General features: G+C 63.0%; 32 protein-coding genes. 14 read left to right on the forward strand and 18 right to left on the reverse strand.

The window, feature by feature from the left end; genetic code table 11:
• The first annotated feature begins 134 nt into the window (after positions 1-134).
• Positions 135-2,996 carry an excinuclease ABC subunit UvrA gene (gene uvrA / locus H1S03_RS03945; protein WP_185803251.1) on the forward strand — a complete coding sequence of 954 codons (2,862 nt, stop codon included), beginning with the start codon at positions 135-137 and terminating at the stop codon, positions 2,994-2,996.
• Positions 2,997-3,028: 32 nt separating this feature from the next.
• Here uvrA and H1S03_RS03950 read toward each other — a convergent pair whose 3' ends face one another.
• Entirely contained in the window at positions 3,029-3,352 is a 324-nt protein-coding gene (locus H1S03_RS03950) for a hypothetical protein (protein ID WP_185803252.1), read from the reverse strand.
• Positions 3,353-3,476: 124 nt separating this feature from the next.
• On the opposite strand from H1S03_RS03950, the gene H1S03_RS03955 reads away from it, so the two are divergent.
• Positions 3,477-3,914 (forward strand): CBS domain-containing protein, encoded by a 438-nt coding sequence (locus H1S03_RS03955; RefSeq protein WP_166194181.1) that lies wholly within the window; start codon positions 3,477-3,479, stop codon positions 3,912-3,914.
• A gap of 51 nt (positions 3,915-3,965) precedes the next feature.
• Here H1S03_RS03955 and H1S03_RS03960 read toward each other — a convergent pair whose 3' ends face one another.
• Positions 3,966-4,583, reverse strand: a complete 618-nt coding sequence (locus tag H1S03_RS03960) for a methyltransferase family protein (protein WP_185803253.1) — start codon at positions 4,581-4,583, stop codon at positions 3,966-3,968.
• Positions 4,584-4,767: 184 nt separating this feature from the next.
• On the opposite strand from H1S03_RS03960, the gene coaD reads away from it, so the two are divergent.
• From coaD to H1S03_RS03980, 4 genes are all read left to right on the forward strand, one after another.
• Complete coding sequence (gene coaD, locus H1S03_RS03965) at positions 4,768-5,259, forward strand: pantetheine-phosphate adenylyltransferase (protein WP_166192049.1); 492 nt, start codon at positions 4,768-4,770, stop codon at positions 5,257-5,259.
• A gap of 102 nt (positions 5,260-5,361) precedes the next feature.
• Positions 5,362-5,871 (forward strand): peptidylprolyl isomerase, encoded by a 510-nt coding sequence (locus H1S03_RS03970; RefSeq protein ID WP_185803254.1) that lies wholly within the window; start codon positions 5,362-5,364, stop codon positions 5,869-5,871.
• Complete coding sequence (locus H1S03_RS03975) at positions 5,868-6,401, forward strand: peptidylprolyl isomerase (RefSeq protein WP_185803255.1); 534 nt, start codon at positions 5,868-5,870, stop codon at positions 6,399-6,401. The genes H1S03_RS03970 and H1S03_RS03975 overlap by 4 nt, the downstream gene beginning before the upstream one ends.
• A 109-nt stretch (positions 6,402-6,510) precedes the next feature.
• Positions 6,511-6,909, forward strand: coding sequence for an MAPEG family protein (locus H1S03_RS03980; RefSeq protein ID WP_185803256.1), 399 nt, complete (start codon positions 6,511-6,513; stop codon positions 6,907-6,909).
• A gap of 81 nt (positions 6,910-6,990) precedes the next feature.
• On the opposite strand, the gene H1S03_RS03985 is transcribed toward H1S03_RS03980, so the two are convergent.
• Positions 6,991-7,320: an ArsC/Spx/MgsR family protein gene (locus tag H1S03_RS03985; RefSeq protein WP_185803257.1), complete on the reverse strand. Its 330-nt coding sequence runs from the start codon at positions 7,318-7,320 to the stop codon at positions 6,991-6,993.
• A 132-nt stretch (positions 7,321-7,452) separates the two neighbouring features.
• Here H1S03_RS03985 and H1S03_RS03990 point away from each other — a divergent pair, with 132 nt between their 5' ends.
• The 3 genes from H1S03_RS03990 (at position 7,453) to der (ending at position 11,180) form a co-directional block, all read left to right on the forward strand.
• Positions 7,453-8,142: a tetratricopeptide repeat protein gene (locus H1S03_RS03990; protein ID WP_185803258.1), complete on the forward strand. Its 690-nt coding sequence runs from the start codon at positions 7,453-7,455 to the stop codon at positions 8,140-8,142.
• A gap of 3 nt (positions 8,143-8,145) precedes the next feature.
• Positions 8,146-9,429, forward strand: coding sequence for a PQQ-like beta-propeller repeat protein (locus H1S03_RS03995; protein WP_185803259.1), 1,284 nt, complete (start codon positions 8,146-8,148; stop codon positions 9,427-9,429).
• Positions 9,430-9,761: 332 nt separating this feature from the next.
• Positions 9,762-11,180, forward strand: coding sequence for a ribosome biogenesis GTPase Der (gene der / locus H1S03_RS04000; RefSeq protein ID WP_185803260.1), 1,419 nt, complete (start codon positions 9,762-9,764; stop codon positions 11,178-11,180).
• Between the two features lie 6 nt (positions 11,181-11,186).
• Here der and H1S03_RS04005 read toward each other — a convergent pair whose 3' ends face one another.
• A complete protein-coding gene (locus tag H1S03_RS04005; protein ID WP_185803261.1) occupies positions 11,187-11,858 on the reverse strand; it encodes an SDR family NAD(P)-dependent oxidoreductase in 672 nt (223 codons plus the stop codon).
• Positions 11,859-11,969: 111 nt separating this feature from the next.
• Here H1S03_RS04005 and H1S03_RS04010 point away from each other — a divergent pair, with 111 nt between their 5' ends.
• Entirely contained in the window at positions 11,970-12,533 is a 564-nt protein-coding gene (locus tag H1S03_RS04010) for a biotin transporter BioY (protein ID WP_240910337.1), read from the forward strand.
• Between the two features lie 70 nt (positions 12,534-12,603).
• On the opposite strand, the gene H1S03_RS04015 is transcribed toward H1S03_RS04010, so the two are convergent.
• The 10 genes from H1S03_RS04015 to H1S03_RS04060 all read right to left on the reverse strand — a co-directional run bounded on the left by H1S03_RS04015 (position 12,604) and on the right by H1S03_RS04060 (position 21,615).
• On the reverse strand, positions 12,604-13,014 hold the full coding sequence (locus H1S03_RS04015; RefSeq protein ID WP_185803262.1) for a DUF1284 domain-containing protein: 411 nt from the start codon (positions 13,012-13,014) through the stop codon (positions 12,604-12,606).
• Positions 13,007-14,482, reverse strand: coding sequence for an amidophosphoribosyltransferase (gene purF / locus H1S03_RS04020; protein ID WP_166192016.1), 1,476 nt, complete (start codon positions 14,480-14,482; stop codon positions 13,007-13,009). Before purF ends, H1S03_RS04015 begins: the two co-directional genes overlap by 8 nt.
• A gap of 158 nt (positions 14,483-14,640) precedes the next feature.
• The gene (locus tag H1S03_RS04025) at positions 14,641-15,198 is read right to left on the reverse strand and encodes a CvpA family protein (RefSeq protein ID WP_185803263.1); all 558 of its coding nucleotides are present in this window, start codon (positions 15,196-15,198) and stop codon (positions 14,641-14,643) included.
• Between the two features lie 28 nt (positions 15,199-15,226).
• Positions 15,227-16,594, reverse strand: a complete 1,368-nt coding sequence (gene radA / locus H1S03_RS04030) for a DNA repair protein RadA (RefSeq protein ID WP_166192010.1) — start codon at positions 16,592-16,594, stop codon at positions 15,227-15,229.
• A 71-nt stretch (positions 16,595-16,665) separates the two neighbouring features.
• Positions 16,666-16,974: a hypothetical protein gene (locus tag H1S03_RS04035; RefSeq protein WP_185803264.1), complete on the reverse strand. Its 309-nt coding sequence runs from the start codon at positions 16,972-16,974 to the stop codon at positions 16,666-16,668.
• Positions 16,971-17,396, reverse strand: coding sequence for a paraquat-inducible protein A (locus tag H1S03_RS04040; protein ID WP_347339205.1), 426 nt, complete (start codon positions 17,394-17,396; stop codon positions 16,971-16,973). The genes H1S03_RS04035 and H1S03_RS04040 overlap by 4 nt, the downstream gene beginning before the upstream one ends.
• A gap of 3 nt (positions 17,397-17,399) precedes the next feature.
• Positions 17,400-18,152 (reverse strand): ABC transporter ATP-binding protein, encoded by a 753-nt coding sequence (locus H1S03_RS04045; protein ID WP_185803265.1) that lies wholly within the window; start codon positions 18,150-18,152, stop codon positions 17,400-17,402.
• Positions 18,149-18,943, reverse strand: a complete 795-nt coding sequence (locus H1S03_RS04050) for an MlaE family ABC transporter permease (RefSeq protein ID WP_185803266.1) — start codon at positions 18,941-18,943, stop codon at positions 18,149-18,151. The genes H1S03_RS04045 and H1S03_RS04050 overlap by 4 nt, the downstream gene beginning before the upstream one ends.
• A 171-nt stretch (positions 18,944-19,114) precedes the next feature.
• Positions 19,115-20,134 carry an alanine racemase gene (alr, locus tag H1S03_RS04055; RefSeq protein WP_185803267.1) on the reverse strand — a complete coding sequence of 340 codons (1,020 nt, stop codon included), beginning with the start codon at positions 20,132-20,134 and terminating at the stop codon, positions 19,115-19,117.
• Positions 20,131-21,615: a replicative DNA helicase gene (locus tag H1S03_RS04060; protein ID WP_185803351.1), complete on the reverse strand. Its 1,485-nt coding sequence runs from the start codon at positions 21,613-21,615 to the stop codon at positions 20,131-20,133. The genes alr and H1S03_RS04060 overlap by 4 nt, the downstream gene beginning before the upstream one ends.
• 96 nt (positions 21,616-21,711) lie before the next feature.
• On the opposite strand from H1S03_RS04060, the gene H1S03_RS04065 reads away from it, so the two are divergent.
• Genes H1S03_RS04065 through H1S03_RS04075 form a run of 3 tightly spaced genes read left to right on the forward strand, consistent with a single transcriptional unit; the run spans position 21,712 to position 23,000 of the window.
• Complete coding sequence (locus H1S03_RS04065) at positions 21,712-22,023, forward strand: hypothetical protein (protein WP_185803268.1); 312 nt, start codon at positions 21,712-21,714, stop codon at positions 22,021-22,023.
• A gap of 43 nt (positions 22,024-22,066) precedes the next feature.
• A complete protein-coding gene (locus H1S03_RS04070) occupies positions 22,067-22,351 on the forward strand; it encodes an ATP-binding protein (RefSeq protein ID WP_185803269.1) in 285 nt (94 codons plus the stop codon).
• Between the two features lie 40 nt (positions 22,352-22,391).
• Positions 22,392-23,000 (forward strand): hypothetical protein, encoded by a 609-nt coding sequence (locus tag H1S03_RS04075; RefSeq protein WP_185803270.1) that lies wholly within the window; start codon positions 22,392-22,394, stop codon positions 22,998-23,000.
• A 53-nt stretch (positions 23,001-23,053) separates the two neighbouring features.
• Here the strand turns inward: H1S03_RS04075 and rplI are convergent, their stop codons facing one another.
• Genes rplI through rpsF form a run of 3 tightly spaced genes read right to left on the reverse strand, consistent with a single transcriptional unit; the run spans position 23,054 to position 24,346 of the window.
• The gene (rplI, locus tag H1S03_RS04080; protein ID WP_185803271.1) at positions 23,054-23,692 is read right to left on the reverse strand and encodes a 50S ribosomal protein L9; all 639 of its coding nucleotides are present in this window, start codon (positions 23,690-23,692) and stop codon (positions 23,054-23,056) included.
• Positions 23,693-23,702: 10 nt separating this feature from the next.
• Entirely contained in the window at positions 23,703-23,930 is a 228-nt protein-coding gene (gene rpsR, locus H1S03_RS04085; RefSeq protein WP_108781873.1) for a 30S ribosomal protein S18, read from the reverse strand.
• Positions 23,931-23,947: 17 nt separating this feature from the next.
• Complete coding sequence (rpsF, locus tag H1S03_RS04090; RefSeq protein WP_185803272.1) at positions 23,948-24,346, reverse strand: 30S ribosomal protein S6; 399 nt, start codon at positions 24,344-24,346, stop codon at positions 23,948-23,950.
• Between the two features lie 236 nt (positions 24,347-24,582).
• Here rpsF and H1S03_RS04095 point away from each other — a divergent pair, with 236 nt between their 5' ends.
• Positions 24,583-24,912, forward strand: a complete 330-nt coding sequence (locus H1S03_RS04095; protein ID WP_185803273.1) for a DMT family transporter — start codon at positions 24,583-24,585, stop codon at positions 24,910-24,912.
• Between the two features lie 6 nt (positions 24,913-24,918).
• On the opposite strand, the gene H1S03_RS04100 is transcribed toward H1S03_RS04095, so the two are convergent.
• Complete coding sequence (locus tag H1S03_RS04100; protein ID WP_185803274.1) at positions 24,919-25,785, reverse strand: DMT family transporter; 867 nt, start codon at positions 25,783-25,785, stop codon at positions 24,919-24,921.
• Between the last annotated feature and the right edge of the window lie 147 nt (positions 25,786-25,932).

The following is a 25,932-nucleotide window of genomic DNA, read 5'->3' on the forward strand; positions in this document are numbered from 1 at the left end:
GATTCCGTGCCGCCATCAAGACCGCCACAGGTTAACGGAACGTTATGACGCGCTTCCAAGTGTTCCATTTTTGTTCTATGGTAAACGCGGCTGCGGACCCTACATGAAGCGGCTGGACATAAACGGAGTGTGGCATGGCCGAGCTGAAGACGATTTCGATCCGGGGTGCGCGGGAGCATAACCTGAAATCCATTGATGTGGATTTGCCGCGCGACACGCTGATCGTCATCACGGGTCTGTCTGGATCGGGCAAGTCCTCGCTTGCCTTCGACACCATCTATGCTGAGGGGCAGCGACGCTACGTGGAATCGCTCAGCGCCTATGCGCGGCAGTTCCTCGACATGATGCAAAAGCCGGATGTGGATCACATCACCGGCCTCAGCCCCGCGATTTCCATCGAGCAGAAGACGACCTCGAAGAATCCGCGCTCCACCGTCGGCACGGTGACGGAGATCTACGATTACCTGCGCCTGCTGTTCGCCCGCGTCGGCGTGCCCTATTCCCCCGCCACCGGCCTGCCCATCGAGGCGCAGCAAGTGTCCGAGATGGTGGACAGAGTGATGGCGATGGAGGAGGGCACCCGCGCCTATCTGCTCGCCCCGATCATCCGCGATCGCAAGGGGGAATACCGCAAGGAATTCGCCGAGCTGAAGAAGCAGGGCTTCCAACGGGTGAAGGTCAACGGCGCGTTCTACGAGCTGGATGAACCGCCCGTGCTGGACAAGAAGTTCCGCCACAATATCGACGTCGTGGTCGATCGCCTGGTCGTGAAGGAGGGGTTGGAGACGCGGCTGGCCGACAGCTTCCGCACCGCGCTCGACCTTGCGGACGGCATCGCCGTTCTGGAAACCGCCGTCACCGGGGATGAGGAACCGCAACGCACGACCTTCTCCGAAAACTTCGCCTGTCCTGTCAGCGGCTTCACGATCCCCGAGATCGAGCCGCGCCTGTTCTCGTTCAACGCGCCGTTCGGCGCGTGCCCGGTCTGTGACGGGCTGGGGGTGGAGCTGTTCTTTGACGAGCGCCTGATTGTGCCGGACGAATCGCTGAGCCTGTACAAGGGCGCGATCGCACCGTGGTCGAAATCCAAATCCCCCTATTTCCGCCAGACCATCGACGCGCTGGCCAATCATTACGAGTTCGACAAGAACGCGCCTTGGCACAGCCTGCCGCCGCATGTGAAACAGTTGATTCTGCACGGGACGGGCACGGAAAAGATCAAGTTCCGCTATGATGAGGGTGGGCGCGTCTATGAAATCTCACGCGTGTTCGAAGGGGTCGTGCCCAACCTCGAACGTCGCTACCGCGAGACGGATTCGTCGTGGAGCCGTGAGGAAATGGAGCGCTATCAGAACAACCGCGCCTGCGGGGCCTGCGATGGCTACCGGCTCAAGCCCGAGGCGCTGGCGGTCAAGATCGACGGCGTGCACGCAGGGCAGGTGGTGCAATTGTCCATCCGCGACGCGCTCGACTGGATCGAGAAGGCCCCCGGAACCCTGACGAAACAACGGCAGGAAATCGCCCGCGCGATCTTCAAGGAAATTCGCGAGCGGCTTGGCTTTCTGGTGAATGTGGGTCTGGATTACCTGACGCTCAGCCGCAATTCGGGCACCCTGTCTGGGGGGGAGAGCCAGCGGATCCGGCTCGCCTCGCAGATCGGCAGCGGCCTGACGGGCGTGCTCTACGTTCTGGATGAGCCGTCCATCGGCCTACACCAACGCGACAATGACCGCCTGTTGACCACGCTGAAGAATCTGCGCGATGCGGGCAATACCGTGATCGTGGTCGAACATGACGAGGAGGCGATCCGCGAGGCGGATTACGTGCTCGACATCGGACCGGGCGCGGGTGTGCATGGCGGCCAGATCATCGCCTCCGGCACGCCGGCGGAAATCGCCGCCACGCCTGAGTCCATTACCGGGCAATACCTGACCGGCGTGCGCGAAATCGCCGTCCCGGCCAAGCGGCGCAAAGGTTCCGGCAAGAAGGTCAAGGTGGTCAAGGCGACCGGCAACAACCTCAAGACCGTGACCGCGGAATTCCCCCTCGGCCTGCTCTGCTGCGTCACCGGCGTATCGGGCGGCGGCAAGTCCACGCTGACCATAGAGACGTTGTTCAAGACAGCCTCCATGCGACTGAACGGTGCCCGCCAAACCCCCGCGCCCTGTGAGCAGATCAAGGGGCTGGAGCATCTGGACAAGGTCATCGACATCGACCAGTCGCCCATCGGCCGCACGCCACGCTCCAACCCCGCCACCTATACCGGCGCCTTCACCCCGATCCGCGACTGGTTCGCCGGAATGCCCGAGGCAAAGACCCGTGGCTACAAGGCGGGCCGGTTCAGCTTCAACGTCAAGGGCGGTCGCTGCGAGGCGTGCCAGGGCGACGGCCTCATCAAGATCGAGATGCACTTCCTGCCCGACGTCTATGTCACCTGCGAAACCTGCGACGGCAAACGTTATAACCGCGAAACGCTGGAGGTGAAGTTCAAGGGCAACTCCATCGCCGACGTGCTCGACATGACGATCGAGGATGCGGCGGACCTTTTTCAGGCCGTCCCCGCGATCCGCGACAAGATGGAAACGCTCAAGCGGGTCGGTCTGGGCTATATCAAGGTGGGCCAATCTTCGACCACGCTGTCAGGCGGTGAGGCGCAGCGCGTCAAGCTGGCCAAGGAGCTGAGCAAGCGCGCAACGGGCCGCACGCTCTATATCCTCGACGAACCGACGACGGGTCTGCATTTCGAGGACACGAAAAAGCTGCTCGAAGTGATTCAGGAACTGGTGGACCAGGGCAATTCCGTGGTGATTATCGAACACAATCTCGACGTTATCAAATGTGCGGACTGGATCATCGACATCGGGCCTGAGGGCGGCGATGGCGGCGGTGAACTGGTTGCTGTCGGAACGCCGGAGAAGGTCGCCAGAACCGAGGGCAGCTATACCGGCCACTACCTGCGTGAGGTGCTGGCAAAGCGAAAGATCGCAGCGGAATGAGCGCCTGACCGGGTGGGCTCAGCGGGGGTGGCTCAGCGGGAGATGTAGAACATGTCCCGCACCACCAGATTTTCCCCTTCGAGGGCCAGAACCAGGCTTGAATCCCCCACGCGGTAATAGGTGAACTCCTCCTCGTATTTCGGTCCGACAAGATCGGCCGACAGCACGGTGAGGATGGCCGCCCCCCGCAGGGGCTGCCCCAGAATGACCGCCAGGCCCAATTGCTCGGGCCAGATGCATCCTCTCTGCGTGTCCAGTTGCGGCGGGATGCAATCCACCTGCGCCACAGCAGGCGTCAGCGGCAGCAGGATCGCCGTGGCAAGCAGAACAGACATCAGTGGGCGAATACGTTTCATGGGTATGTAACGTTCATCACGTTGCGTCAGATCCGTAAAGCATCAATTTTCACGAGGACGTGACGGCTTGCTTGACGGCTCCGTGACACCTGCGTCACAGTTGAGCAAAGCAGGAGGAACCATGATGCTCGTACAGCACATTTTGACGTCCAAGGCGGCTGGGGTCCAGACCATCCCTGCGAGTGCGTCTGTATCCGAGGCCACGCAGCAGCTTTCCACGCAGAAAATCGGCGCGCTGATCGTCTCCGACGACAATGGGGCCACGATCCGGGGCATCCTGTCTGAACGCGATATCGTGCGTGAGGTTGGGGCACGCGGGGCCGCGGCTCTGTCCGATTCCGTGATGGACATCATGACGGCCAAGGTCCAGTTCTGCACCCCCTCGGATGAGGCCGTCGCCGTGCTGACCCGCATGACCGGCGGACGGTTCCGCCACATGCCTGTGCGTGGAAATGACGGCGCGGTCGTTGGAATCATCTCGATCGGGGATGTGGTCAAGGCGCGCCTGGGTGAGGTCGAGAACGAGAATTCCGCCCTGTCCGACATGATCCGTGGCTATTGAGAGACGCTCCTATTAACTGTCGCGCCCGCGCGACCTTCGTTTCATCCGCCGTTACCAGATCACGAAATGCGGGACTGACTGGACTTCGCGCAGCAATTCCACGAATTCCGCAAACGGGATCAGCATCAGGAAACCGACTGCGTCGAGCATGGTGCTGTGAAATGCGCTAAGGTTCACCGTCACTTCGCGAGGTGAGACATAGGCGAAGGGGCTGGGGAGGATCCGCGGCACGCGCGAGGCATATTCGTCATAGGCGGCCCCGAATTTCGCCCGCAGGTGCTTTTCCTCACGACGCGCGGTTGCACTCAAAACAACGAAGACCGTACCCGTCAGCAGAACCGTCAACACGATGCTGCCCAGCATCATGCCCAGACCCAGCATCGCGATTGTCGAAAACAGGTAAAGCGGGTGGCGGCAGATCGAATATGGCCCGACCTGCACGATCATCTCGTTCTTGCGCCCACCGGCATAGAGGATCGACCACAACCGCCCGATCACCCCGCCGATCAGCAGCAGGATGCCGATATTCTCGAAGATTTCCAGCGTCAGCGTCTCGTTCCCCCAGGCGGGCGTGCTGAATATGATGAGCGGAACCGCCATCAGCAGCGCGATCCGCAAGGTTATGATCCGCACACGTTGTCTTGCCGGGGGGGAGTAGGTGTCGCTCATCACGATCCCTTTCATATTCATGCGAGGATGCTTCGCTCCCCGCGGAAATGTTGTAAAAAGGTGTCTGTTCCCAAAATAGTGCTACGTCAACCGGAATCCTCTTGTGCTAGATTTCGCGCTTCCCCGCTTGACCTGCGCTGCGCAATATTGTTGCGTCACGAAAACAAGCCCGATGGGAGCTGACATGCGTATTGCCCTTTACCCCGGAACTTTCGATCCGGTCACCCTTGGACACCTCGACGTGATCCGTCGCGCGATGAAGCTGACGGACAGGCTGGTGATCGGCGTGGCGATCAACCGCGACAAGGGGCCGCTCTTCACCCTGGAGGAACGCGTCGCGATGATCGAGGCCGAAGTCACCCCCCTGGCCAAGGCCGCGGGATGCGAACTGGTCGTGCATCCGTTCGAAAACCTGCTGATCCATTGCGCGCAGGATGTCAGCGCCAACATGATCATACGCGGGCTGCGCGCGGTTTCCGATTTCGAGTACGAGTTCCAGATGGTCGGCATGAACCGGGCGATGGACAACGACATCGAAACGGTTTTCCTGATGGCGGATGCGCAGCATCAGGCGATCGCGTCGCGTCTGGTCAAGGAAATCTGCCGTCTGGGCGGCGATATCAGCTCCTTCGTTCCGCAGGCGGTCGAGGATGCCCTGCGCGAACGGCTCGGATAGCACCGCCCACCCGCTTTGCACCAGATCCCCGCCGCGCAAGGGTGGCCTAACCGCGCCCGCGCCCCTACATAAGGCGCGAACCGAAAACGCGAGGAGACCCGCATGGCCGACGCTACGCCCGAAAACACCATGATCATCACGCTGCCCGCAGGCGAGGTGCATATCGCACTGATGCCGGATGTCGCGCCCAAGCATGTCGAGCGGATGAAGACCCTCGTTGCGCAAAAGGCCTATGACGGCGTTGCGTTCCACCGCGTCATCGACGGCTTCATGGCCCAGACCGGCGACGTGGAGCATGGCAAGGAAGGCGGCGATCCCCGTCGCGCGGGCACCGGCGGGTCCGATCTGCCCGATCTGCCGGCCGAATTCTCCAAGGTGCCGTTCGAGCGTGGAACCGCCGGAATGGCGCGGTCGCAGAACCCTGATTCCGCGAACTCGCAATTCTTCATCATGTTCGATCAGGGTGCCTTCCTGAACGGTCAGTACACTGTGTTCGGCCAGGTCATCAAAGGCATGGAGCATGTGGACAAGATCAAGCGCGGGGCAGGCGGCTCCGGTGCCGTGACCGATCCCGACCGCATGATCACCGTGCGCATGGGGGATACGGTATGATCGCGCGCCTCGCACTTCTGGCGGCTGTGCTGGCCACGCCGCTGGCGGCACAGGATCTGGTCCTCGAAATGGAAAGCGGCGAGATCACCATCGCTCTCGACGCCGAGGCGGCACCCCAGCATGTCGAACGCATTGTCGAGCTGACGCAAACCGGGGCCTATGACGGCGTCGCCTTCCACCGGGTGATCGAGGGCTTCATGGCCCAGACCGGCGATGTGGAATGCGGTGTCGAGGGCGCATCCTGCCCCGCAGGCACCGGCGGCTCCGACATGGGCGATCTGCCGGCGGAGTTTTCCGACCGCAGTTTCGAGCCGGGCGTCGTGGGCATGGCACGCTCGCAGAATCCTGATTCCGCGAACTCGCAGTTCTTCATCATGTTCGCCCCCGCGCCGCACCTGAACGGCCAGTACACCGTCGTGGGTGAAGTGACCGAAGGTATGGATGTGGTGAACGGCATCACGCGCGGCTCGGGCCGTGGTGGCTCCGTGGCTGATCCCGACCGGATCATTTCGGCGCGCATCGCTGAATGATCCCTCGCAGCGCGCCGACCGACGGCGCGCTGCCATGCCCCTGCCGGGGCTTGCGTATGATCGCGTTCCTGTCACTGTATGCTGAACTTCAGCCTGGACAGGATATCCCATGACAGACAACGCCCTGAACGCCGTGGCGCTCTATGCCGCATTCAACACGTTCATCCTCCTGTGGCTTGCCGTGAACGTCGGCAAGAAACGCAGCGAGGGGAAAATCTCCATCGGGGATGGGGGCTATATGCCGCTTATCCGGGCGCAGCGCGGTCAGTCGAACTTCGTCGAATATGTGCCGATGGCGCTGATAATGCTGACGATCATGGCTTTGCAGGGTGCGCCTGCACTGGCTGTTCATATCGCTGGTATCGTGCTGACGCTGGGCCGTCTGATCCACGCGATGCACTTCATTTCCGAGGATGCGCCGGGTTGGCAGCGGATGTACGGCACCATCGCCACCCTGGCGGTCCTGGTGCTCAGCGCGCTGGGGCTGATCGGCCACGCCCTGTTCTGAGGGGCGAACGCCCTGCGCGCGCGGTTTGAACGGTATCAGTACTGCATCAGCCGCGCGCGCGTCCCCCACAACACAGGGCTGTCAGTTTGCGACCAGCGCCCGCTCGACATCCTCGTTCCAGCCCAGATACAGGGAATCGCCATCGCGGATCACCGGGCGCAGCATCAGCTTCGGCTTCGCGGCCAGCTGGTCCTCCACCTCGGAATGCTTGAGCCAGTCGCTGAGCATTCGCCAGTCGTTCGACTTTCGATCCACCAGCGCGTCACCGAATTCAGCGATCAGTTCCGCCCATTCGGCCTCGCTCATCGGTTCCTCTCGGATATCGCGAAAGGTCACGTCATGCCCTGCGGCCTCCAGCGTCTTGCGCGCGCGCTGGCTTACCGTACAGGTGTTCAGTCCATAGATGATCACGGCGAAAATCTCCCGTCAGGCCATGCGGCAATCTCGTTCATCGACGGGGTGAAGGCAAGCGGCGGGGGAAACCGCTTTGCACCCTTCGCCCCTGTCGGCTAGTGTCGCGCAGAAAACAGAGTGAGGCTTCCGGTGAGCAATACCGATTCATTTATCGACGAAGTGAGCGAAGAGGTCCGCCGCGACCAGCTCTATACCTACGCGCGCCGCTACGGCTGGATCGCGGTCGTGGTGGTTCTGGGGATCGTCGGGGGGGCCGCGTATAACGAGTATCGCGAAGCCTCCACCCGGACGAGCGCGGAATCCTTCGGTCTGGCGCTGGATCAGGCGCGTCTGCAATCCGATCCGCAACAGCGTGCCGAGGCGTTCGATGCCATTGAGGCCGATGGCGATGCTGCGGCGCTCGCAGCCTTCGCCCGCGCGCAGGCTCTTGTCGAGGCGGGTGAGCCCGTCCAGGCGTCGGCCCTGCTGGACGATTTGCGCAACGCCCCCGATCTGCCGCCGCTCTATACCGCGCTGGCCACGTTGAAATGGGCCGTTGTTCCCGGCGCGCTGCCCCCGGTGGAGGCGCGAATCGATGCGTTGAGCGCCGTGATCGACGAGGGCAGCCAGATGAGCCTGCTTGCACTGGAACAACGTGGGCTGGCCCATGTCGAGGCCGGTAACATAAAATCCGCGCATGACGATTTCCGGTTCATTCTGGGCGATCCGCTCGCCACGGCGGCGCTGCGGGACCGGGTGACGCAGATGATTATCGCGACGGGTGGCACTCCGGGTGCAGCCGAACTGACCACGCCGCAAGGCCAGATTGACGGGAACTGAACCATGATCCTTCGTGCATCGCTTCTTGCGCTCGGCGCGCTGCTTCTGACCGCCTGCGGCGATGACGAGGAGATCCTGCAAGGTGAACGCATCGCCGTGCGCCCTCACGATGTCGTCAGCACTGGCGCGACCCCCGGCGCGCTGCCTCCCGCGTCACCCAATGCAGCCTGGACGCATGAGGGCGGCAGTGAGAGCCATCTCGTACCCCACCCCGCCCTGGGAACTGCGCCGAGCCGCGTCTTCGCCGTATCCGTGGGCCAGGGCGGCGGAAAGGATGCCCGCATCACGTCCGGTCCCGTAGGAAACGCCACCGCGATCTACACATTGGATGCAAGGGCGCAGATCACCGCGACCTCACCCAGCGGTGAACGATTGTGGAGCCGTTCTCTGGTCGCGCAGGGACAGCCCGAATCCGATGGTTTCGGCGGGGGCGTGTCGTTGGGGCAAGGGTCCGTTTTCGTCACCACCGGGTTTGGTGAGATCTATGCCCTCGACGCCACGACCGGTGCCGTGCAGTGGCAACAGCAGGCTGACGCCCCGTTCCGCGCGCCCCCGACCGTCGCCGGTCGCCGGGTCATCGCGGTTGCGCGCAACGACGTCGCCACGGCCTATGACGTGCAGACCGGGCAAATCCTGTGGCGTTTGACAGGTGCGCGCGGTGACGCGGGTGTGCTGGGTGGCGCACAGGCGGCCAGCAACGGGGCACTGGTGGTATTGCCTTTCTCCTCAGGTGAGCTGGTCGCGGCCTTCGCGCGGAACGGGCGGCGGGCATGGGCCGCCGCGATCACGGCGGGGCGTCGCGGGCTTGCCCGGTCGTCCATCGGGGATGTGACCGGCGATCCGGTGTTCGGTGACGTGGATGTCATTGCCGGCAACCAGTCCGGCAGCCTTGTATCCATTGACGCGCGCACCGGCCGCCGCAACTGGACCCACCCGGACGGGGCGCAGGATGCCGCCGCCGTGGTCGGACAGGGCGTCTTCTTCGTGACCGATCAGGCGGAGCTGATCCGCCTCGACCGCTCGACAGGCGCGGTGGTGTGGCGCACGCAGCTGAACCTGCTCAACCCGCGCGATGACGACCTCGCCGCACGCTATCGCGGGCCGGTCGTTGCAGGCGGGCAAGTCTATGTTGCGAACGGTCACAACGGGGTACAGGTCTTCTCGCCCACGGATGGCAGCTCCCTTGGCCGCCTCGACGTGGCGGATGGTGTTGCGGGTGCGCCTGCTGTCATCAACAACACCCTTTACGTGCTGTCCAACAGCGGCACGCTGCACGCCTTTCGTTAGAAACCCGGCGCAATGAAGCAGCTCCGCCCCGGCGGACCTGTGCCGATCCGGTGCGCCATGGCAACCTGAGCCATCGGGGACGCACGGTTTTCCTGCCCCGGGCCCACGATCCGGCGGCAAGATCGCCGCGCACGGGCCTTTCGGGCGGCAACGGTACATATCCGCCCGTCACGACCGAGTTTGCGGCAATCGCGATTGCCAGATAGATCAGCATGGCGTTCTCCTTCGTCACGACCATCTGCCCGATTCCCTACCGCCCCGTTAACGCCGCCCCCTTTCCATCGGGTCGCAAAGGCGTTAAAGCCCACGCTTCGCATCATTCGAGTGAGCTCATGTCCTTTACCCTCGCCATCGTCGGTCGTCCGAATGTCGGCAAATCCACGCTGTTCAACCGGCTCGTGGGCAAACGCCTCGCGCTGGTGGACGACCAGCCCGGCGTGACCCGTGACCTGAGAGAGGGTGCGGCGCGGCTCGGCAACCTCCGCTTTACCGCGATGGATACCGCAGGGTTGGAGGAGGCGGATGATGAGAGCCTTCCTGGCCGGATGCGCGCGCTGACCGAACGCGCCGTATCCGAGGCCGATTTGTGCCTGTTCATTGTCGATGCCCGCACCGGAATCACCCGCCAGGACCTCGTCTTTGCTGACATCCTGCGCAAGCGCGCCAATGGCCGCGTCATCCTCGCCGCGAACAAGGCCGAGGGCAGCGCCGGCGATGCCGGTTTTTACGAAGCCTACACCCTGGGATTGGGAGAGCCGATCGCCATCTCCGCCGAACATGGTGAGGGGATGGACGAACTGCGCTCCATGCTGGAGCCATGGGCCAGGAAGTTCGAGAAAGAAGTCGCCGAAACCGATCTGGAGGAGGGCGTGGATCCCAGCGACCGCCCCCTGCAAATCGCCGTCGTCGGGCGCCCGAATGCCGGCAAGTCCACCCTGATCAACAAGATTCTGGGCCAAGATCGTCTGCTGACCGGGCCCGAGGCTGGGATCACCCGCGATTCCATCGCCGTGTCCACCACCTGGGGCCAGCGCGAATTCCGCATCTTCGATACTGCCGGAATGCGGCGCAAGGCGAAGGTGCAGGAGAAGCTCGAGAAACTCTCCGTCTCCGACGGTTTGCGCGCGGTCAAGTTCGCGGAGGTCGTGGTGGTCGTGCTCGATACCTCCATTCCGTTCGAGAGCCAGGACCTGCGCATCGCGGATTTGGCCGAGCGTGAGGGCCGCGCCGTCGTCTTCGCCGCGAACAAGTGGGACGCCGAGGACAACCGCTCCGAAAAGCTGGCCAGCATGAAGGAACAGCTCGACCGCTTGCTGCCACAACTGTCCGGCACGCCACTGATTACCGTCTCCGCCCTGACAGGGCGCGGGCTTGACCGCCTGCGTGAGGCGATCGAGAAGCAGCATGAGATCTGGAACAAGCGGATTTCGACCGGCAAGCTGAACCAGTGGCTGATCGACATGGTCGCCAGCCATCCGCCCCCCGCACCGGGCGGTCGCCGCATCCGCTTGCGCTACATGACGCAGGCCAAATCGCGCCCGCCGACCTTCATCGCGTTCTGTTCGTTGCCGGAGGATCTGCCAACGGCCTATAAACGCTTTCTGGTCAACGGCTTGCGCCGCGACTTTGACATGCAGGGCGTGCCGATCCGACTGGAATTGCGCAAGCGCGACAACCCCTATGCCGATCGCAAGGTGCACCGCGCCACGAAACTGCGCAAACGCTCCGGGTTCAAGGATAACGAGTACTGATCGCGGCTACAAAAGCGCGACCAGCTTCTCCCCCTCGGCACGAACATCTGCCAGCACGTCCCGGTTTTCGCCGGGATGAAACCGCGCCCGTACCGCAGTGGCCATCGGGGCGGGCACGTGCAGCGTGACCTTCGGCCCCAGCTTCTGCGTCTCGGCCTGCCAGCTTTGCCACAGTGCGCGCTGCGCTGCCTTCGACGCGCCATAGCCGCCATGGTAAGCTGTTCCCGCCGCCGGATCGTCGGCCAGGATCGCGTGCCCGCTATCGGAGGCCTTCAGCAGAGGTTCCACCATCGTTACAAGACGTTGCGCGGCGCGCACATTGGTCGCGATGGACTTGTCCAGCTCCTTGACCGCGACATGCGCGGCAGGCGACAGCGGCGCGGCATAGATCGCGGTATGAACCCAGGCATCGACCCGGCCCCAACGCTCATGCAGGGCGAGGCACATGCGCTGCAAGCCCGCATCGTCCGTAACATCGAGCGGCACCAGCGTCACGCCGCCGGGCAGGGCGTCGATCTCGTCTGCCAGTTCCTCAAGCGCGCCGACGGTGCGTGCCAGCGCCACGACATGCGCCCCGCCCGCCGCGGCAGCGATCGCGACACCGCGCCCCAACCCGCGTGAGGCCCCGGTGACCAGCACGATGCGCCCGGCCAGATTCTGTGTGGTTTCCTGTGTCATGGGCGGCTTTCTGCCCCGCTTCTTCGACCGGCGCAAGTCACCCTGCACGTTGACATTGTGCCGCAGGAACGGCAGACCTGTGGCAACATAATTCAGCCGAGGATTTTCTCTATGACCCGTCAAACCCCTATGGCCGCAACGCTGTGGCAGTCTAACTCCATGCTGCGTGACGCTGCACTGATCGTCGGCGGCTCGATGATCGTGGCGATGGCCGCGCAAATCTCCGTGCCGATGTTCCCGGTGCCGATGACATTGCAAACGCTGGCGATCCTGTTCGTGGGCTTGAGCCTGGGCGCATGGCGCGGTGCGGCCGCTCTGGCGCTGTACCTGGCCGAGGGCGCGATGGGCCTGCCGGTCTTCGCCAATGGAATGAACGGTGCAGCCCTGTTCGGCCCGACCGCTGGTTTCCTCTACGGCTTCGTTGCGATGGCCGGCATTGCAGGCTTCATGGCGGAGCGTGTGTCCGGCCAGACCCTCGTCGGCCTGCTGATCGCGGGTTTCGTGGCGAATGTGGCGCTGTATGTGCCGGGCGTGCTGTACCTCAACGCGGCCACCGGGCTCGACTTTAACGGTGCGGTCGCTGCGGGCATGACGCCCTTCATCATCGGCGATCTGGTCAAGCTGGTGATTGCGGCGCTGATCGTCACGGCAGGCTTCAAAATCGCCCGCCGCTGATCCGACCCCATAACGATCTCAGACGCCGCTCCATCCGGGGCGGCGTTTTGCGTTTGGGGCTTCCGCTCGCTCAGGCCGGTTGGTGAAGGCGCGCGACGGCGTTGCGACACATGCCGTGATCCAGCCAGGCACAGCCTGCACAGATCCGCTCCAATGTATCTGGTGTGATCCTGTCACGCATCCGCTGCTGCGCCTCGGCCCAGCTCAACCGATCGCCAGCCTGCAAACCCAATGCCGCACCATGCCGTTGGTCCAGCGTCATGATGCGCGTCTGGCTGAGGCAGGAGGTATCGCGGCGCTTGGGGCAGGGGGCGCAGATGTCGTCGGTCTGCGCGATCACCTCGATCATCGTGTCGGGCGCGTCACACAGACGCTGGACGATTTGCGCCATGTTGGCGACGAAGCCGTTGGAATAGCCCTTACCCTCGAACCCCAACGCGCACAGGAAGTGATGTGCGCGAAAGAGGACGGGATCAGGCATCCGCCTTCAGCTTCACACGGCCGGAATCGACCACGTCGCTGGGGCGCACGGGATAATCGCCGGAGAAGCAGGCGTCGCAGAATTGCGGTTCCGCCGCGCGCTTCTTCTCACCACATGCGCGGTAAAGCCCGTCCATCGAGACGAAGCTGAGGCTGGCCACGCCAAGGTGATCGCGCATCTGCTCCACCGTCATCTGCGCGGCCAGAAGGTTTTCCCGATCCGGGGTATCCACGCCGTAAAAGCATGGCCACTGAGTGGGGGGGGAGGCGATACGGAAATGCACCTCCGCCGCGCCCGCGTCCAGGACCATGTCCTTGATCTTCTGGCTGGTGGTGCCGCGCACGACCGAGTCGTCGACCAGAATGACCCGCTTGCCCTTGATCAGGGCGCGGTTGACGTTCAGCTTCAACCGTACGCCCATATTGCGGATCTCCGCTGTCGGCTCGATGAAGGTCCGGCCCATATACTGGTTGCGGATGATGCCCATCGCGTAGGGAATCCCGCTTTCCTGCGAATAACCGATGGCCGCAGGCGTGCCCGAATCCGGCACCGGGCAAACCAGATCGGCCTCGACCGGGGCCTCACGCGCCAGCTCCACGCCGATGCGACGCCGGGTTTCGTACACGGAATGCCCGCCGATCACGCTGTCGGGGCGGGAGAAGTAGACATATTCGAAAATGCAGAACTTCTTGGGCTTCGCCTCGAACGGAAAGGAGGATTCGATGCCGTCGGGGGTGCAGATCACCATCTCGCCGGGCTGAACCTCACGCACGAATTCCGCACCGATGATGTCGAGCGCGCAGGTCTCGGACGCGAGGCACCAGCCGCCGCCGGTCAAGCGGCCCAGCATCAGCGGGCGCACGCCGCGCGCGTCGCGCACGCCGATCAGCTTGGTTCGGGTCATGGCGATGACGCTGAACGCACCTTCGACCCGGCGAAGGGCGTCCTTCATCCGCTCGGGGATGGAACGCTGGATGGACCGCGCCATCAGGTGAATGATGCATTCGGTATCGCTGGACGACTGGAAGATCGAGCCGCGGTCGATCAGTTCCGCGCGCAGCGCCTCGGCATTGGTCAGGTTGCCGTTATGCGCGATGGCACAGCCGCCCATGGCGAATTCCGCGAACAGCGGCTGCACGTCGCGGATCGCGGCGCCCTTGGACCCGGCGGTGGAATAGCGCACATGCCCGCAGGCGATCTGACCGGGCAACTGCTCCATCACCTTGGCGGAGGTGAAGTTGTCGCGTACATAGCCGAACCGCCGGACGGAGGAGAACCCGATACCGGGTGCGAAGCTGACGATGCCGCCAGCCTCCTGCCCCCGATGTTGCAGGGCGTGCAGGCCGAGGGCGACGAAATTCGCCGCGTCCGAAACGCCTGTCGCACCGAAGATGCCACATTCCTCACGCGGTTTGTCGTCACCCCGTGCGTCGAATGGGTGAGCTGGAAAATCAGGGATCGTGGACATGGCGAAGTCTCCCACAGGCGCGCTTTGCGATGACTTTCGCGCCTTGTAGCTGCGCGTCACCTGCTTGTCACCACCTGACTGTGTCGCGCCGCACGTCAATGTGAACGATATCCGGGGCGGGGCGGGTTCGCGCCCCGGCAGGCTGGTCTTTGGCCAATTCAGCTGGAGCAGCGGCCCATCAGCTGATCGTAGCTCTCGACGATCTGGGGCGGCACCTCGGTCGGCAGCAGGTCGATCACCCAGTCCTTGAGCGCGGCGAGCAGATCGCGGCTGGCTGCATTGTCCACCATCGCGATGGCACTGTCGCTGACCGGCGCCTGATCGTAGATCACGAAGGCGATCGCCACCAACAGCAGACCGCGCGCCACGCCGAACAGCAGGCCCAGACCGCTGTCGATCGGGCTGAGCGCCGATTTCTGAACCGTGCCGGAGATCAGCGGGCTGAACAGCGAAATGACCACCAGCGCCAGGACGAACACGATGCCGAATGCGGCGATGATCGCAATCTGGCACGATCCGCCGATAATGTCGGAAATGACCGGCAGTTCCGAGATGATCGGCTCGACCGAGGGGGCCACGAGGAAGGCGACGATCGCCGCCGCCACCCAGCCCGCGATGGACAGAACCTCCCGCACGAAACCGCGCGAATAGGCCAGCAGGGCCGAAATGATGACGATGCCCGCGACACCGGCGTCCACCAGAGTGAATTGATCCATGCGACGCGGTCCCGTTGGTTATTGAGTTTTAGTCGAGTTGACCAAATACGCTTTCCACAAAGCCGGGCAAATCGTCAAGGGTTTCCACCTGGATCGGGTCGCTTCCGGTGCGCCGCATGCCGGCGGGTGCGATGGCGCGGGTAAAGCCAAGCTTCGCCGCCTCGCGCAGGCGGGCCTCGGGCTGGGGCACGGGGCGCAGGGCACCGGACAGGCTGATCTCTCCGAACAGGATCGTCTCGGGCGGCAGGGCGTGATCCTGCCGTGCGCTGATCAGGGCGGCGGCAACTGCCAGATCGGCGGCGGGTTCGCTGACGCGCAGCCCGCCCGCCACGTTGAGAAAGACATCCATCCCGCCAAAGCCGATCCCGGCCCGCGCCTCCAACACGGCGAGGATCATGCCCAGCCGTTGCGAATCCCAGCCCACGACCGTGCGCCGTGGCGTGGCCAGCGGGGAGGCCGCGACCAGCGCCTGAATTTCACACAGCAACGGGCGCGTCCCCTCGATTCCCGCAAACACGACCGAACCGCTGGCCGGTTTGCCACGCTCGCTCAGGAACAGGGCTGACGGGTTGGATACCTCCGCCAGCCCGGCGCCGGTCATCTCGAACACGCCGATTTCATCCGCCGGGCCGAACCGGTTCTTGACCGCGCGCAGGATGCGGAACTGGTGGCCGCGCTCCCCCTCGAAATACAGAACGGTATCGACCATGTGTTCCACGACGCGCGGGCCGGCGATCTGCCCGTCCTTGGTCACATGCCCGACGAGGATGACGCTGATCCCCTTGCGCTTGGCAAAGGTCACCAGCTCATGTGCCGCCGCCCGGACCTGCGAGACGGAGCCGGGGGCGCTGTCCACGTGATCGGACCACATTGTCTGGATTGAATCGATGATGGCCAGGCGCGGCTGCTCCGCCTCCAGCGTGGTCAGGATGTCGCGCAGGTTCGTCTCCGCCGCCAGCTTGACCGGCGCATCGGCGAGGCCCAGACGCTTGGCCCGCATCCTGATCTGCGCCGCTGCTTCCTCACCCGAAACATAGACGACCTTCGCGCCGTTGCGGGCATAGGCCGCCGCCGCCTGCAACAGCAGGGTGGATTTGCCGATGCCCGGATCACCGCCCACCAAAGTGGCGGAGGCCGGAACCAGCCCGCCGCCGGTCACGCGGTCCAGTTCAGCAATGCCCGACAATTCGCGCGGCAGGGCGGTATCCTCGACGCTCAGATCGCTCAGCGCGACGGTGCGCCCCCGCGCCTTTCCCAGCGCCTTGGGGGCGGAGGATCCGGTGCCTGCATCCTCGACAATGGAATTCCACGCTGAACAGGCATCGCAGCGCCCGGCCCACTTCTTGTGGGTTGCGCCGCATTCCGTGCATCTGAAATTGTTCGTCTGTCTTGCCATGTGACGGGTCTATCGCGACCGGAACGAAACCGCAACATTTGTGCGGGATGCGCGCCATTTCAGTGAGGATTTCAGAAAGGCGCGCCGGTGATCAGGATCACGCCGAAGGCGATCTGGAACAGGGGCAGCACACGCTCCGACCCGCGCTCCGCCCAAAACAGGCTCGCCGCGCAGAACGCCAGCGCCCCGCCCGCAAAAAGTGCCAGCGGCGGCGACAGCAGGGAGATCGACGCCATGCCCAGCAGCGTGAAGACCACCGTGCCGATATACAATCCGCGCCGGATGGGCTGCGCGGATATCGCGCGCCATACGCTCCACCCCATCGCGCCGAACGCGCCGAAGCCGATCAGGATGCCCCCCATCAATTCGAATATCGTCATCTCTTCACCATGCTCAATCCCAGGGAGGTCACCACGCAGCCCGTGAACAGCCACAGACCCCATAGCGGCGTTACGTTCGCGCCCGCGATGCCCTTGGCCAGCACGACGTAGAGCGCGATCAGAAAGATATCGGCCATCGACAACCGCGCGATATAGGGCAGCGCGGGGGCCAGACGCGCGGGCAGGCGACCGGCGAAGTGCAGTTCCGTCGCGATGACCTTGGCATAGGGCATAACGATGGCGAGCAGGGCCACCAGCCCCGCCAGAACGGCGTCAGACCCCCACAAAGCGCGCAAACCGCCCAGCATCGAAACACGGTCCCCGCCCAGAAACCACAGCACCCGCGCCTGCATCAGCGGGGCCAGCCAGGCGATTGGATACGCGACCAACAGTGCCAGGTTGATGCCCCGTGCCAGCCGCACCGCCTATCGGACCGCCTCGATCGGACCATCGGCGGACCCGGTGACGAACTGTTCCACATAGGGATCGCCGCAAGTGTCCATCTGATCCGCCTGACCGATCCAGCGGATCTTGCCGTTGTGCAGCATCGCCACCTGATCCGCGATGGCGCGAACGCTGGTCATGTCATGGGTGATGGTCATGCCGGTGGCGCCGATCTCGGCCGTGATCTCGCGTATCAGGTCGTTGATGACACCGGCCATGATCGGGTCGAGGCCGGTCGTCGGCTCATCGAAAAAGATGATCTGCGGGTCCGCCGCGATGGCCCGCGCCAGACCGACACGTTTTTGCATTCCACCTGACAGTTCAGCGGGAAACTGGTCCGCCACGTCCGCGCTCAGCCCGACGCGACGCAGTTTTTCGACCGCGACATCGCGCGCGTCGCTGCGGTTGAGCTTGTTTTTGCCCCGTACCAGACGAAAGCCGACATTTTCCCAGACCGTCAGGCTGTCGAACAGCGCCGCGCCCTGAAACAGCATTCCGAACCGCGCGAGGAACGCATCGCGATCCCGATCCGCCGGTTGCCCATCCAGCAGAACCTCGCCCGCGTCGGGCTTTACCAGCCCCAGGATGCATTTCAGCAGCACGGACTTGCCCGAACCCGACTCCCCGATGATGACCGTGTTCTGGCCCGCCGGCGCGACCAGATCGACGCCGCGCAGGACATGCTTGCGACCGAAGGATTTGGTCAGGTTCTTGAGAGTGATTTGCGTGCTCATGAGGTAAAGAAAACCTCCGTCAGGATGTAGTTCGCCGCGAAGATCAGCACCGATGCGGACACGACAGCGTTCGTGGTCGCCCGCCCGACGCCCTGTGCGCCGCGCTGCGAATGATAGCCCTGATAGCAGCCCATCAACGCCAGGATGAAGCCGAACACCGCCGCCTTGACCAGACCGGAGACGACATCCGCCGTCGTCAGGAAATCCGCGGTCGTGTTGATATAGGTCGCGGCGTTAAAGTCGAGCCGCCCGACGCCGACCATAAATCCGCCCATCACCCCGATGATATCCCCGATCAGCACCAGCAGGGGCAGGGCGATGACCGCCGCGATCAGGCGCGGCACGACCAGATACTTCATCGGGTTGGTGCTGAGCGTGCTGAGCGCGTCGATCTGCTCCGTCACGCGCATCGTGCCGATTTCCGCCGCGATGGAGGCAGAGACCCGCCCCGCCACCATCAGCCCGCCCAGAACGGGCCCCAGTTCGCGCACCATGCCGATCGCCACGATCGACGGCACCACCGATTCCGCGTTGAAGCGCGCGCCGCCTGCGAAAATCTGCAGCGCCAGCGCCCCCCCGGTGAACAGCGTCGTCAGGCCCACCACCGGCAGCGAGAACCAGCCGATCCGCAGCAATTGCCGCCCGATCTCCACCGGATAGAACGGCGGCCGCACCAGATGACTGACAGCCGTCGCCGCGAAGATCAGCAGCGCGCCGGTTGCCGCGCACAGGGCCAGAACGGCCGCGCCGATGCTGGCCAGAATCTCCTGCGCATACCTTAAAACGACCATTCAAGCCTCCATCGTTCGCGCAGACCTACCCTGACCGGACGTGCAGGCCAAGAGTTGTTACGCATTGCCGTGCAAATGCGACCGGCGATCATCGCGCGGGGCGAACCTGTCTTATGCAGGCGGCGCGGCGCGAAAGCACATCTTACACGTGGATCACGACCCGATATAACCTCACCCGATATAATGCCGCTCATAGCGCGCGCCGAGCGAAGTCAGTATTTCATAGCCTATGGTTCCCGCGGCCTTGCCCAATGCGTCAATGCCCTGATGCGGCCCCAGGATGTCGAGCGATTGCGGGTCGTGATCCAGATCTGTCACGTCCACGCCGATCAAATCCATCGACACGCGACCGGCGAGGGGGCAGGGCGTGTCGTCGGACCACAGGCTTGCCCCGCCACCACCGATGGCCCGGATCAACCCGTCCGCATAGCCGGAGGAGATCGTGGCAATGCGCGAGGGCCGCTTGGCGATCCACGTGGCACCGTAGCCGACGCTTTCCCCGATGGCGACATCACGCGTTTGGATGACCGGCAGGCGCAGTGTCACCACGGGACGGGCGGCATCGAACGGCGCACCGCCATACAGGCCGATACCGGGGCGCGTGATGTCGAAATGATAATCGGGGCCAAGCCCGATCCCGCCGGTCGCCGACAGGGATCGGCGGCCCTGCGGTGCCATGGCGGTGAACGCGGACAGTTGCCGCAGGGTTTGCGGATGGTCCGGCATGTCCGCGCAGGCCAGATGCGACAGGATCAAACGGGGGGTCCCCAGATCGGGCAGATGCGCCAGATCCGTTGCCTCGAACCCCAGACGGTTCATGCCAGTATCGTATTGCAGGGCGAAGGGATGCCCCGCCATATTGGCCCTGTAATCAGCGGCTTGCGGCAGGGAGTTAAGGCACGGGGTCAGCGCGTTTGACCGAAAATGCACGGCGTCCGAGGCGCACATCAGCCCGGAAAAGACGTAGATCTCCGGCCCATTGCCCAAGGCCTCACGCAGCGCCACGCCCTCCTCAACCTGTGCCACGAAGAAGCTGCGCGCCCCGGCCTGCGCCAAGGCCCGTGCCACCCGGTCCAGCCCCAGCCCGTAGGCGTCCGCCTTGACCACCGCGCCGGTTTCGGGCGCCAGGTCGAGCGCCCGCCAATTCGCGCGGATCGCGTTCAGGTCGATGTGCAGCCCGGCCTGCATCAATAATCGTCGGGCCGCTGCTGCCAGCTTTGCGCGAGGTCGGAGAAGCGGGTGAAGCGTCCCTCGAACGCCAGTTGGACCGATCCGATCGGGCCGTGGCGCTGTTTTCCGATGATGACCTCGGCCTTGCCCGTGACCTGTTCCATCAGTTCCTGCCAGCGGGCCGTGGCCTCCAGATCGGTTTCGGAGGGCATTTCACGCTCTTTATAATATTCCTCGCGGTAGACGAACATCACGGCGTCGGCGTCCTGCTCGATGGAGCCGGATTCGCGCAGATCGCTGAGTTGCGGGCGCTTGTCCTCACGGTTTTCGACCTGACGCGACAGCTGCGACAGGGCGATCACAGGGATTTCCAGCTCCTTGGCGATGGCCTTCAGACCTTGGGTAATCTCTGAAACCTCGTTCACCCGGTTGTCGGATTTGGTGTTCGTGCCTTTGAGCAACTGAAGATAGTCGATGACCAGCAGGTCCAGCCCGTGCTGGCGCTTCAGCCGCCTTGCGCGTGCCGCGACAGTCGAGATTTTCAGCGCCGGGGTGTCGTCGATATAAAGCGGGATCCGCTCCAGCGTCTTGGACGCCTCGATAAACCGGCGGAATTCATCGGCATCCAGCGAACCGTCGCGAATCTTGTGGCTGTCCACCTCCGCCTGCTCGGCCAGGATACGTGAGGCAAGCTGATCCGCGCTCATCTCCAGCGAGAAGAAGCCGACGACGCCGCCGTCGATGGTGCCCTCCACCCCGTCGGAGCGCATGCCTTTCTTGTAGGCATTGGCGACGTTGAAGGCGAGGTTCGTGGCCAGCGCCGTCTTTCCCATCGAGGGCCGCCCGGCGAGGATCAGAAGGTCGGATTTGTGCAGACCGCCCAGCTTGCTGTCCAGATCGCGCAACCCGGTGGAGACGCCGGCGAGCTTTCCCTCACGCTGATAGGCGGAGTTGGCGACATTCACGGCGGTGGTCAGCGATCGCAGGAACGACTGGAAACCGCCCTCGACGCGGCCTTGCTCGGCCAACTGATAAAGCCGCGCCTCGGCCTCGACGATCTGGGCCTTCGGCTCGTTATCCACGGTGATGGATTTCGCGGTGCCTGCGATCTCCTCCCCGATCTCGATCAGGGCACGGCGGATGGCGAGGTCATAGATCATCTGCGCGTAGTCGCGCGCCGCAAAGATCGAGATCGCCGCCCCCGCGAGCCGCGCGAGGTAAGCCGGACCGCCCAGTTCCGCCAGACCCGGATCATCCGCCAGAAATGCCTTCAGCGTTACTGGTGAGGCTAAGGCGTTCTTCTGGATGCGCTGCGCGGCCACGTCATAGATGCGCCGGTGCACGGGATCGTAGAAATGCACCGGCTCGACGATCGCGGCGACCTTGTCGTAGATCTCGTTGTTGACCAGCAGCGCACCCAGCAGCGCCTGCTCCGCCTCGATATTGTGCGGCAGGGCGATCTCATCCGCCTTGTCCGCCGCCTGATAACCGCCATCCGCCATACTGCTCACCCGCTACGCCTGATTTGCCGATCTTATACCCTGGATTACCTTGATCCCCACGATGTGAAGAACGGGGATAAGTCAGGGAGTCGTGTTTTGAAACCATCCTACCCCGAAACGCCGGACGGGCGCTACTTCGTGGCAAAGGAAAGATTGTGGCGCAAGACCGATCCACGCCTGAGCGAGGACGATCGCAAAGCGGCGGTCAGCGATCTGATGAAGGCGCGCCGCGCGGTGCGGTTTGCAAAGACCGAGGATGAGACGCGCGCGGCGCGCGATGCGGTCCAAGACGCGAAAGTCCGTCTGGGCGAACGCGGCCCGGTGTGGTGGGATGATGGCGCGGAAGACGAGACGGGGCGGGCGCCGTGGAATTCCAGCTATGCGGAGTGGTGGAGTTATCTAATTTAAGCTAATGTGAATAAACAGAACGTATCCCTAAGGATGGCACATTATGATAGAAAACCTCTCCGAAGCTGATCTGATTGAGGTTCTGAGCAAAAACTTCACGCCATCATCAGAGATTAAAGATCCAAAAAGATTAATTGGACGGCAGAAAAATCTTAAAAATATACGTCGTGCTTTATCTTCAGAGAGCCGACATGTTTTTATTTATGGTGAACGCGGTGTGGGGAAGACTTCTCTGGCCGTTACAGCGGCACATATGTGTGTCACTTCGCCTGAAAATTTTATCTACATTCCCTGCGGAGAAGAAACTACTTTTCTAGAAGCTATTTAATGTAGATGAAATTATAGGGCAGCATTTATCAGTTGGTAGAATGTTTGAGCCTGTTGAAGTGAAGAAACTGCATCACGATCAGCTCTGGAACATAATAAGTAGCGTTGCGGATGAATTATCGATAAAAATTCCGCAAGGTTTTTTGATGCGAATAGGCATAATAAGTGACAGCTTCCCGCACTTTGTACACCTCATTGGCGAGAGTATATTCTATCAGATTTATGATGATGAAGATTCAATTCAGGAATGTACAGAAGATCATTTCAAATCTGCGTTGAGTGTTAGTTTAGCAAAAGCAGAGCCATCATTACGCTCTATTTATGATTTAGCTACACAAAAGAGTAGTGCCACTAAAGATTATGAAGAAGCGCTATGGGCACTTGCCGACCGCACAGCAACCCGACGGCAAATTAAAGATATTTATGAAAATTCCTATCTAAGAGTGAACTCTCACCGAGGTGTAACTGAGAAGCTGTCTCGCGAGAAGCTAAATGGACGTATGCTCGCCCTCCGTAAGGACAGTCATTCTAATATCATTGTAGGTACTGGTTCCGGGTGGTTTGAATTTAGAGAAAATGTTGTTCGCGGATATGTTAGACTCCGCGCCGAGGCCGAAGGGGTTCCTTTAGTTCCTGAATTAACGAAATAACCCCGCCCGCTTTACAGCGGACGGGGTCAAAATCATAACCGGGCCGGAAGGTCTCAGACCTCGGGCTGATCGTCGTCCTCGGCGGGGGCGTCCTCGATCGGGGCGCGCTCGTCTTCGTCGTCGTCGAAGTCGTTCGCGGCACCGCCGACATCGTCGAACAGCTCGGCGATATCGAACTCGGCTTCGGCGTCTTCCTCGGCGCGGATGTCCGCGATGGATTTGCCGGAGGCCTGAATCTCGGCCTCTTCAACCGAACGGGCGACGTTCACGGTGATGGTCGCGGACACTTCGGGGTGCAGCACCACCTCCATGTCGTGCAGGCCCAGTTCCTTGATCGGCTGGTCGAGCACGATCTGGCGACGCTCGACGGTGAAGCCGTTCTCGGTCGCCGCATCGGCCGCGTCGCGCGTGGTGACGGAGCCGTAGAGCCCGCCCGCGTCCGAGGCCGAACGGATGACGACGAAGGTCTGGCCGTCGAGTTTCGCTGCGAGCGATTCGGCTTCCTTCTTCGTTTCCAGGTTCTGTGCTTCGAGCTGTGCCTTCTGTGCCTCGAACCGTGCCTTGTTGGCATCGTTCGCGCGCAGCGCCTTGCCCTGCGGCAGCAGGAAGTTGCGGGCGTAGCCGGATTTCACCGTGACCACTTCGCCCATCTGGCCGAGCTTGGCCACGCGCTCAAGAAGAATAACGTCCATGTTCAGACCCTCACTTCACGGCGTAGGGCAGCAGGGCGAGGAAACGGGCGCGCTTGATGGCTTTCGCCAGTTCGCGCTGCTTCTTGGCCGACACTGCGGTGATACGGGAAGGAACGATCTTGCCGCGCTCGGAGATGTAGCGCTGAAGCAGTTTCACGTCCTTGTAGTCGATCGTGGGAGCGCCCTCACCCGAGAACGGGCAGGATTTCCGACGGCGGAAGAATGGTTTACGTGCCATGTGTCAAATACTCCTGATCAATCGCGACGGGGGCGGTCGCCCCGGTCCGGACGGTCGCCGCGGTCACGGCGGGGGCCACGCTCATCGCGCGAGTTCTTTGCCTGAACCACTGCGGAGGGGCCTTCCTCGTGCTTATCGACGCGCACGGTCAGAACGCGCATGACGTCCTCGTGCAGGCCCATCAGACGCTCCATCTCCTGCACGGCGGCGGAGGGGGCGTCGGACCGCAGGTAGGCGTAGTGGCCCTTGCGGTTCTTGTTGATCTTGTAGGCCATCGTCTTGAGGCCCCAGTATTCGCTCTCAGCCACGGAACCGCCATTGTCGGTCAGGACCTGGGAGAAATGCTCGATAAGGCCTTCGGCCTGCGCGGTGGACAGATCCTGCCGCGCGATGAAGGTATGCTCGTACAGAGCCATGAGTTCACCATTTGCTTGCGCGCTTCAAAACGTGCCGGAGATCACCGGGCAGGCACATACGAGGGGCGTCGCGATTCAACGAATTGCACCGGATGGGGCGTTATACATAGGTGATCGCCCGTGGCAAGGGGGCTGGCGGCATTGCCCGATTGCCCCAGTGTCACCGACCGGGCAAAGTGCGCCGCCGGACGGGATCGTGACATAGGATCGCGTATACCGGGAAAGAGGAGATGTTTATGCCGTGGTTCCTGCTGACGCTGGCCATAATCGGCGAAATTGTGGGCACCACGGCGCTGAAGCTGTCGGAGGGGTTCACCAGACCCTTGCCGGGGATCGTCGCAATCATCGGCTACGCGGTGGCATTCTACTTTCTGGCGATGGTGCTGCGCACGATTCCCATCGGCGTGGCCTATGCGGTCTGGTCCGGCGTCGGGGTGGCGGCGATGGCCCTTATCGGACTGGTGATGTTCGGGCAAAGGCTGGATCCGGCCGCGATCATTGGCATCGCGCTGATCGCTGCGGGTGTGGTCGTGCTCAACACGATGTCGGGCACATCGGGGCATTGAGGCCGCTCAACGTTTTGCCAGTTGCGCCTCACGCCAGATCACGAACAGGCCCGCCGCCACGATGATCGCGGCCCCGATATAGGTGGCGATTTGCGGCAACTCCCCAAAAAACAGCCAGCCCGTGATGGAGGCCCAGACCAGCGCGGTATAGTCGAACGGTGCCACGATGGCGGCGGGGGCCATGCGAAACCCCTGCGTGATGAAGGTGATGCCGATCGTGCCGCAAATGGCCATCGTCGCGAACAGGCTCAGGTCCACGCCGGTGATTGCAGGCCAGTCCAGCAGCAAGGTCCATGAGGTCAGCAGCACCGGCAGCGCGGTCAGGTAGAACATCACTGTGCGCACGCTGTCATCCGCGTCGATCCAGCGGGCCGCGATCATCACCAGCGCGTAGCAAAGCGCGGTTCCCAGCGCCAGCAGGGCGGCGGGTTGCAAGGTTTCCGCCCCCGGTTGCACGATCACCATCGCGCCGCCGAAACCGACGATCAACGCACCCCAGCGCAACCTGCAGACTTTCTCGCCCAGCAAGGGCACCGACAGGGCGGTGACGAACAGCGGCGCGGTCAGGGCCAGCGCCGTGGCCCCGGCCAGCGGCAATGTGCGCAGCGAGGTAAAGAAGGTATAGGCCGCGCCCAGCGTCAGCACCGCGCGCAGCAGATGCACGCCGGGCCGTTTTGAGCGCAAAGCGCCCCACCCCTCTGCCTGCAAGACGATGGCGGTGACGATGGGCAGGGCGATGCATGAGCGCAGGAACATGATCTGCAACGCCTCGTAGCGTTGCGCCAGTTCCTTGGCCGCCGTATCGCTGAGCACCAGGCTGAACACCCCAAGGCACATCACCGCGATGGCCGCGCCGTGTCGCTTTTGATCCATAACGCCCTCCGCTCCAGCGTGTCCGCCTCACCCGGCAGACCTGTCACGTCCGCTCCATTCAGGCAATCGTGATCGAGGCGCGAAGCCCGGTGTCAGCGCCGTGCCGGGACAGTCCGATGCCATCAGGCATGATGGCGCGGCATCAGG

It is taken from the genome of Pontivivens nitratireducens (assembly GCF_014235845.1).
GTDB lineage: Bacteria > Pseudomonadota > Alphaproteobacteria > Rhodobacterales > Rhodobacteraceae > Pontivivens > Pontivivens nitratireducens.

Coding starts and splice junctions, on each gene's coding strand:
- H1S03_RS04015 (WP_185803262.1), bottom strand. CDS start 13,014: ATGCCTGATCCCGTCCTCTTTCGCGCACATCACTTCCTGTGCGCGTTG.
- H1S03_RS04010 (WP_240910337.1), top strand. CDS start 11,970: ATGACCCGTCAAACCCCTATGGCCGCAACGCTGTGGCAGTCTAACTCC.
- der (WP_185803260.1), top strand. CDS start 9,762: ATGTCCTTTACCCTCGCCATCGTCGGTCGTCCGAATGTCGGCAAATCC.
- H1S03_RS03950 (WP_185803252.1), bottom strand. CDS start 3,352: ATGAAACGTATTCGCCCACTGATGTCTGTTCTGCTTGCCACGGCGATC.
- H1S03_RS04075 (WP_185803270.1), top strand. CDS start 22,392: ATGTTTGAGCCTGTTGAAGTGAAGAAACTGCATCACGATCAGCTCTGG.
- coaD (WP_166192049.1), top strand. CDS start 4,768: ATGCGTATTGCCCTTTACCCCGGAACTTTCGATCCGGTCACCCTTGGA.
- rpsF (WP_185803272.1), bottom strand. CDS start 24,346: ATGGCTCTGTACGAGCATACCTTCATCGCGCGGCAGGATCTGTCCACC.
- rpsR (WP_108781873.1), bottom strand. CDS start 23,930: ATGGCACGTAAACCATTCTTCCGCCGTCGGAAATCCTGCCCGTTCTCG.
- radA (WP_166192010.1), bottom strand. CDS start 16,594: ATGGCAAGACAGACGAACAATTTCAGATGCACGGAATGCGGCGCAACC.
- H1S03_RS04035 (WP_185803264.1), bottom strand. CDS start 16,974: ATGACGATATTCGAATTGATGGGGGGCATCCTGATCGGCTTCGGCGCG.
- H1S03_RS04025 (WP_185803263.1), bottom strand. CDS start 15,198: ATGGATCAATTCACTCTGGTGGACGCCGGTGTCGCGGGCATCGTCATC.
- H1S03_RS04050 (WP_185803266.1), bottom strand. CDS start 18,943: ATGGTCGTTTTAAGGTATGCGCAGGAGATTCTGGCCAGCATCGGCGCG.
- H1S03_RS04045 (WP_185803265.1), bottom strand. CDS start 18,152: ATGAGCACGCAAATCACTCTCAAGAACCTGACCAAATCCTTCGGTCGC.
- H1S03_RS04060 (WP_185803351.1), bottom strand. CDS start 21,615: ATGGCGGATGGCGGTTATCAGGCGGCGGACAAGGCGGATGAGATCGCC.
- H1S03_RS03955 (WP_166194181.1), top strand. CDS start 3,477: ATGCTCGTACAGCACATTTTGACGTCCAAGGCGGCTGGGGTCCAGACC.
- H1S03_RS03995 (WP_185803259.1), top strand. CDS start 8,146: ATGATCCTTCGTGCATCGCTTCTTGCGCTCGGCGCGCTGCTTCTGACC.
- H1S03_RS04070 (WP_185803269.1), top strand. CDS start 22,067: ATGATAGAAAACCTCTCCGAAGCTGATCTGATTGAGGTTCTGAGCAAA.
- H1S03_RS03960 (WP_185803253.1), bottom strand. CDS start 4,583: ATGAGCGACACCTACTCCCCCCCGGCAAGACAACGTGTGCGGATCATA.
- H1S03_RS03970 (WP_185803254.1), top strand. CDS start 5,362: ATGGCCGACGCTACGCCCGAAAACACCATGATCATCACGCTGCCCGCA.
- H1S03_RS04005 (WP_185803261.1), bottom strand. CDS start 11,858: ATGACACAGGAAACCACACAGAATCTGGCCGGGCGCATCGTGCTGGTC.
- H1S03_RS04095 (WP_185803273.1), top strand. CDS start 24,583: ATGCCGTGGTTCCTGCTGACGCTGGCCATAATCGGCGAAATTGTGGGC.
- uvrA (WP_185803251.1), top strand. CDS start 135: ATGGCCGAGCTGAAGACGATTTCGATCCGGGGTGCGCGGGAGCATAAC.
- H1S03_RS03980 (WP_185803256.1), top strand. CDS start 6,511: ATGACAGACAACGCCCTGAACGCCGTGGCGCTCTATGCCGCATTCAAC.
- rplI (WP_185803271.1), bottom strand. CDS start 23,692: ATGGACGTTATTCTTCTTGAGCGCGTGGCCAAGCTCGGCCAGATGGGC.
- H1S03_RS04100 (WP_185803274.1), bottom strand. CDS start 25,785: ATGGATCAAAAGCGACACGGCGCGGCCATCGCGGTGATGTGCCTTGGG.
- H1S03_RS03975 (WP_185803255.1), top strand. CDS start 5,868: ATGATCGCGCGCCTCGCACTTCTGGCGGCTGTGCTGGCCACGCCGCTG.
- purF (WP_166192016.1), bottom strand. CDS start 14,482: ATGTCCACGATCCCTGATTTTCCAGCTCACCCATTCGACGCACGGGGT.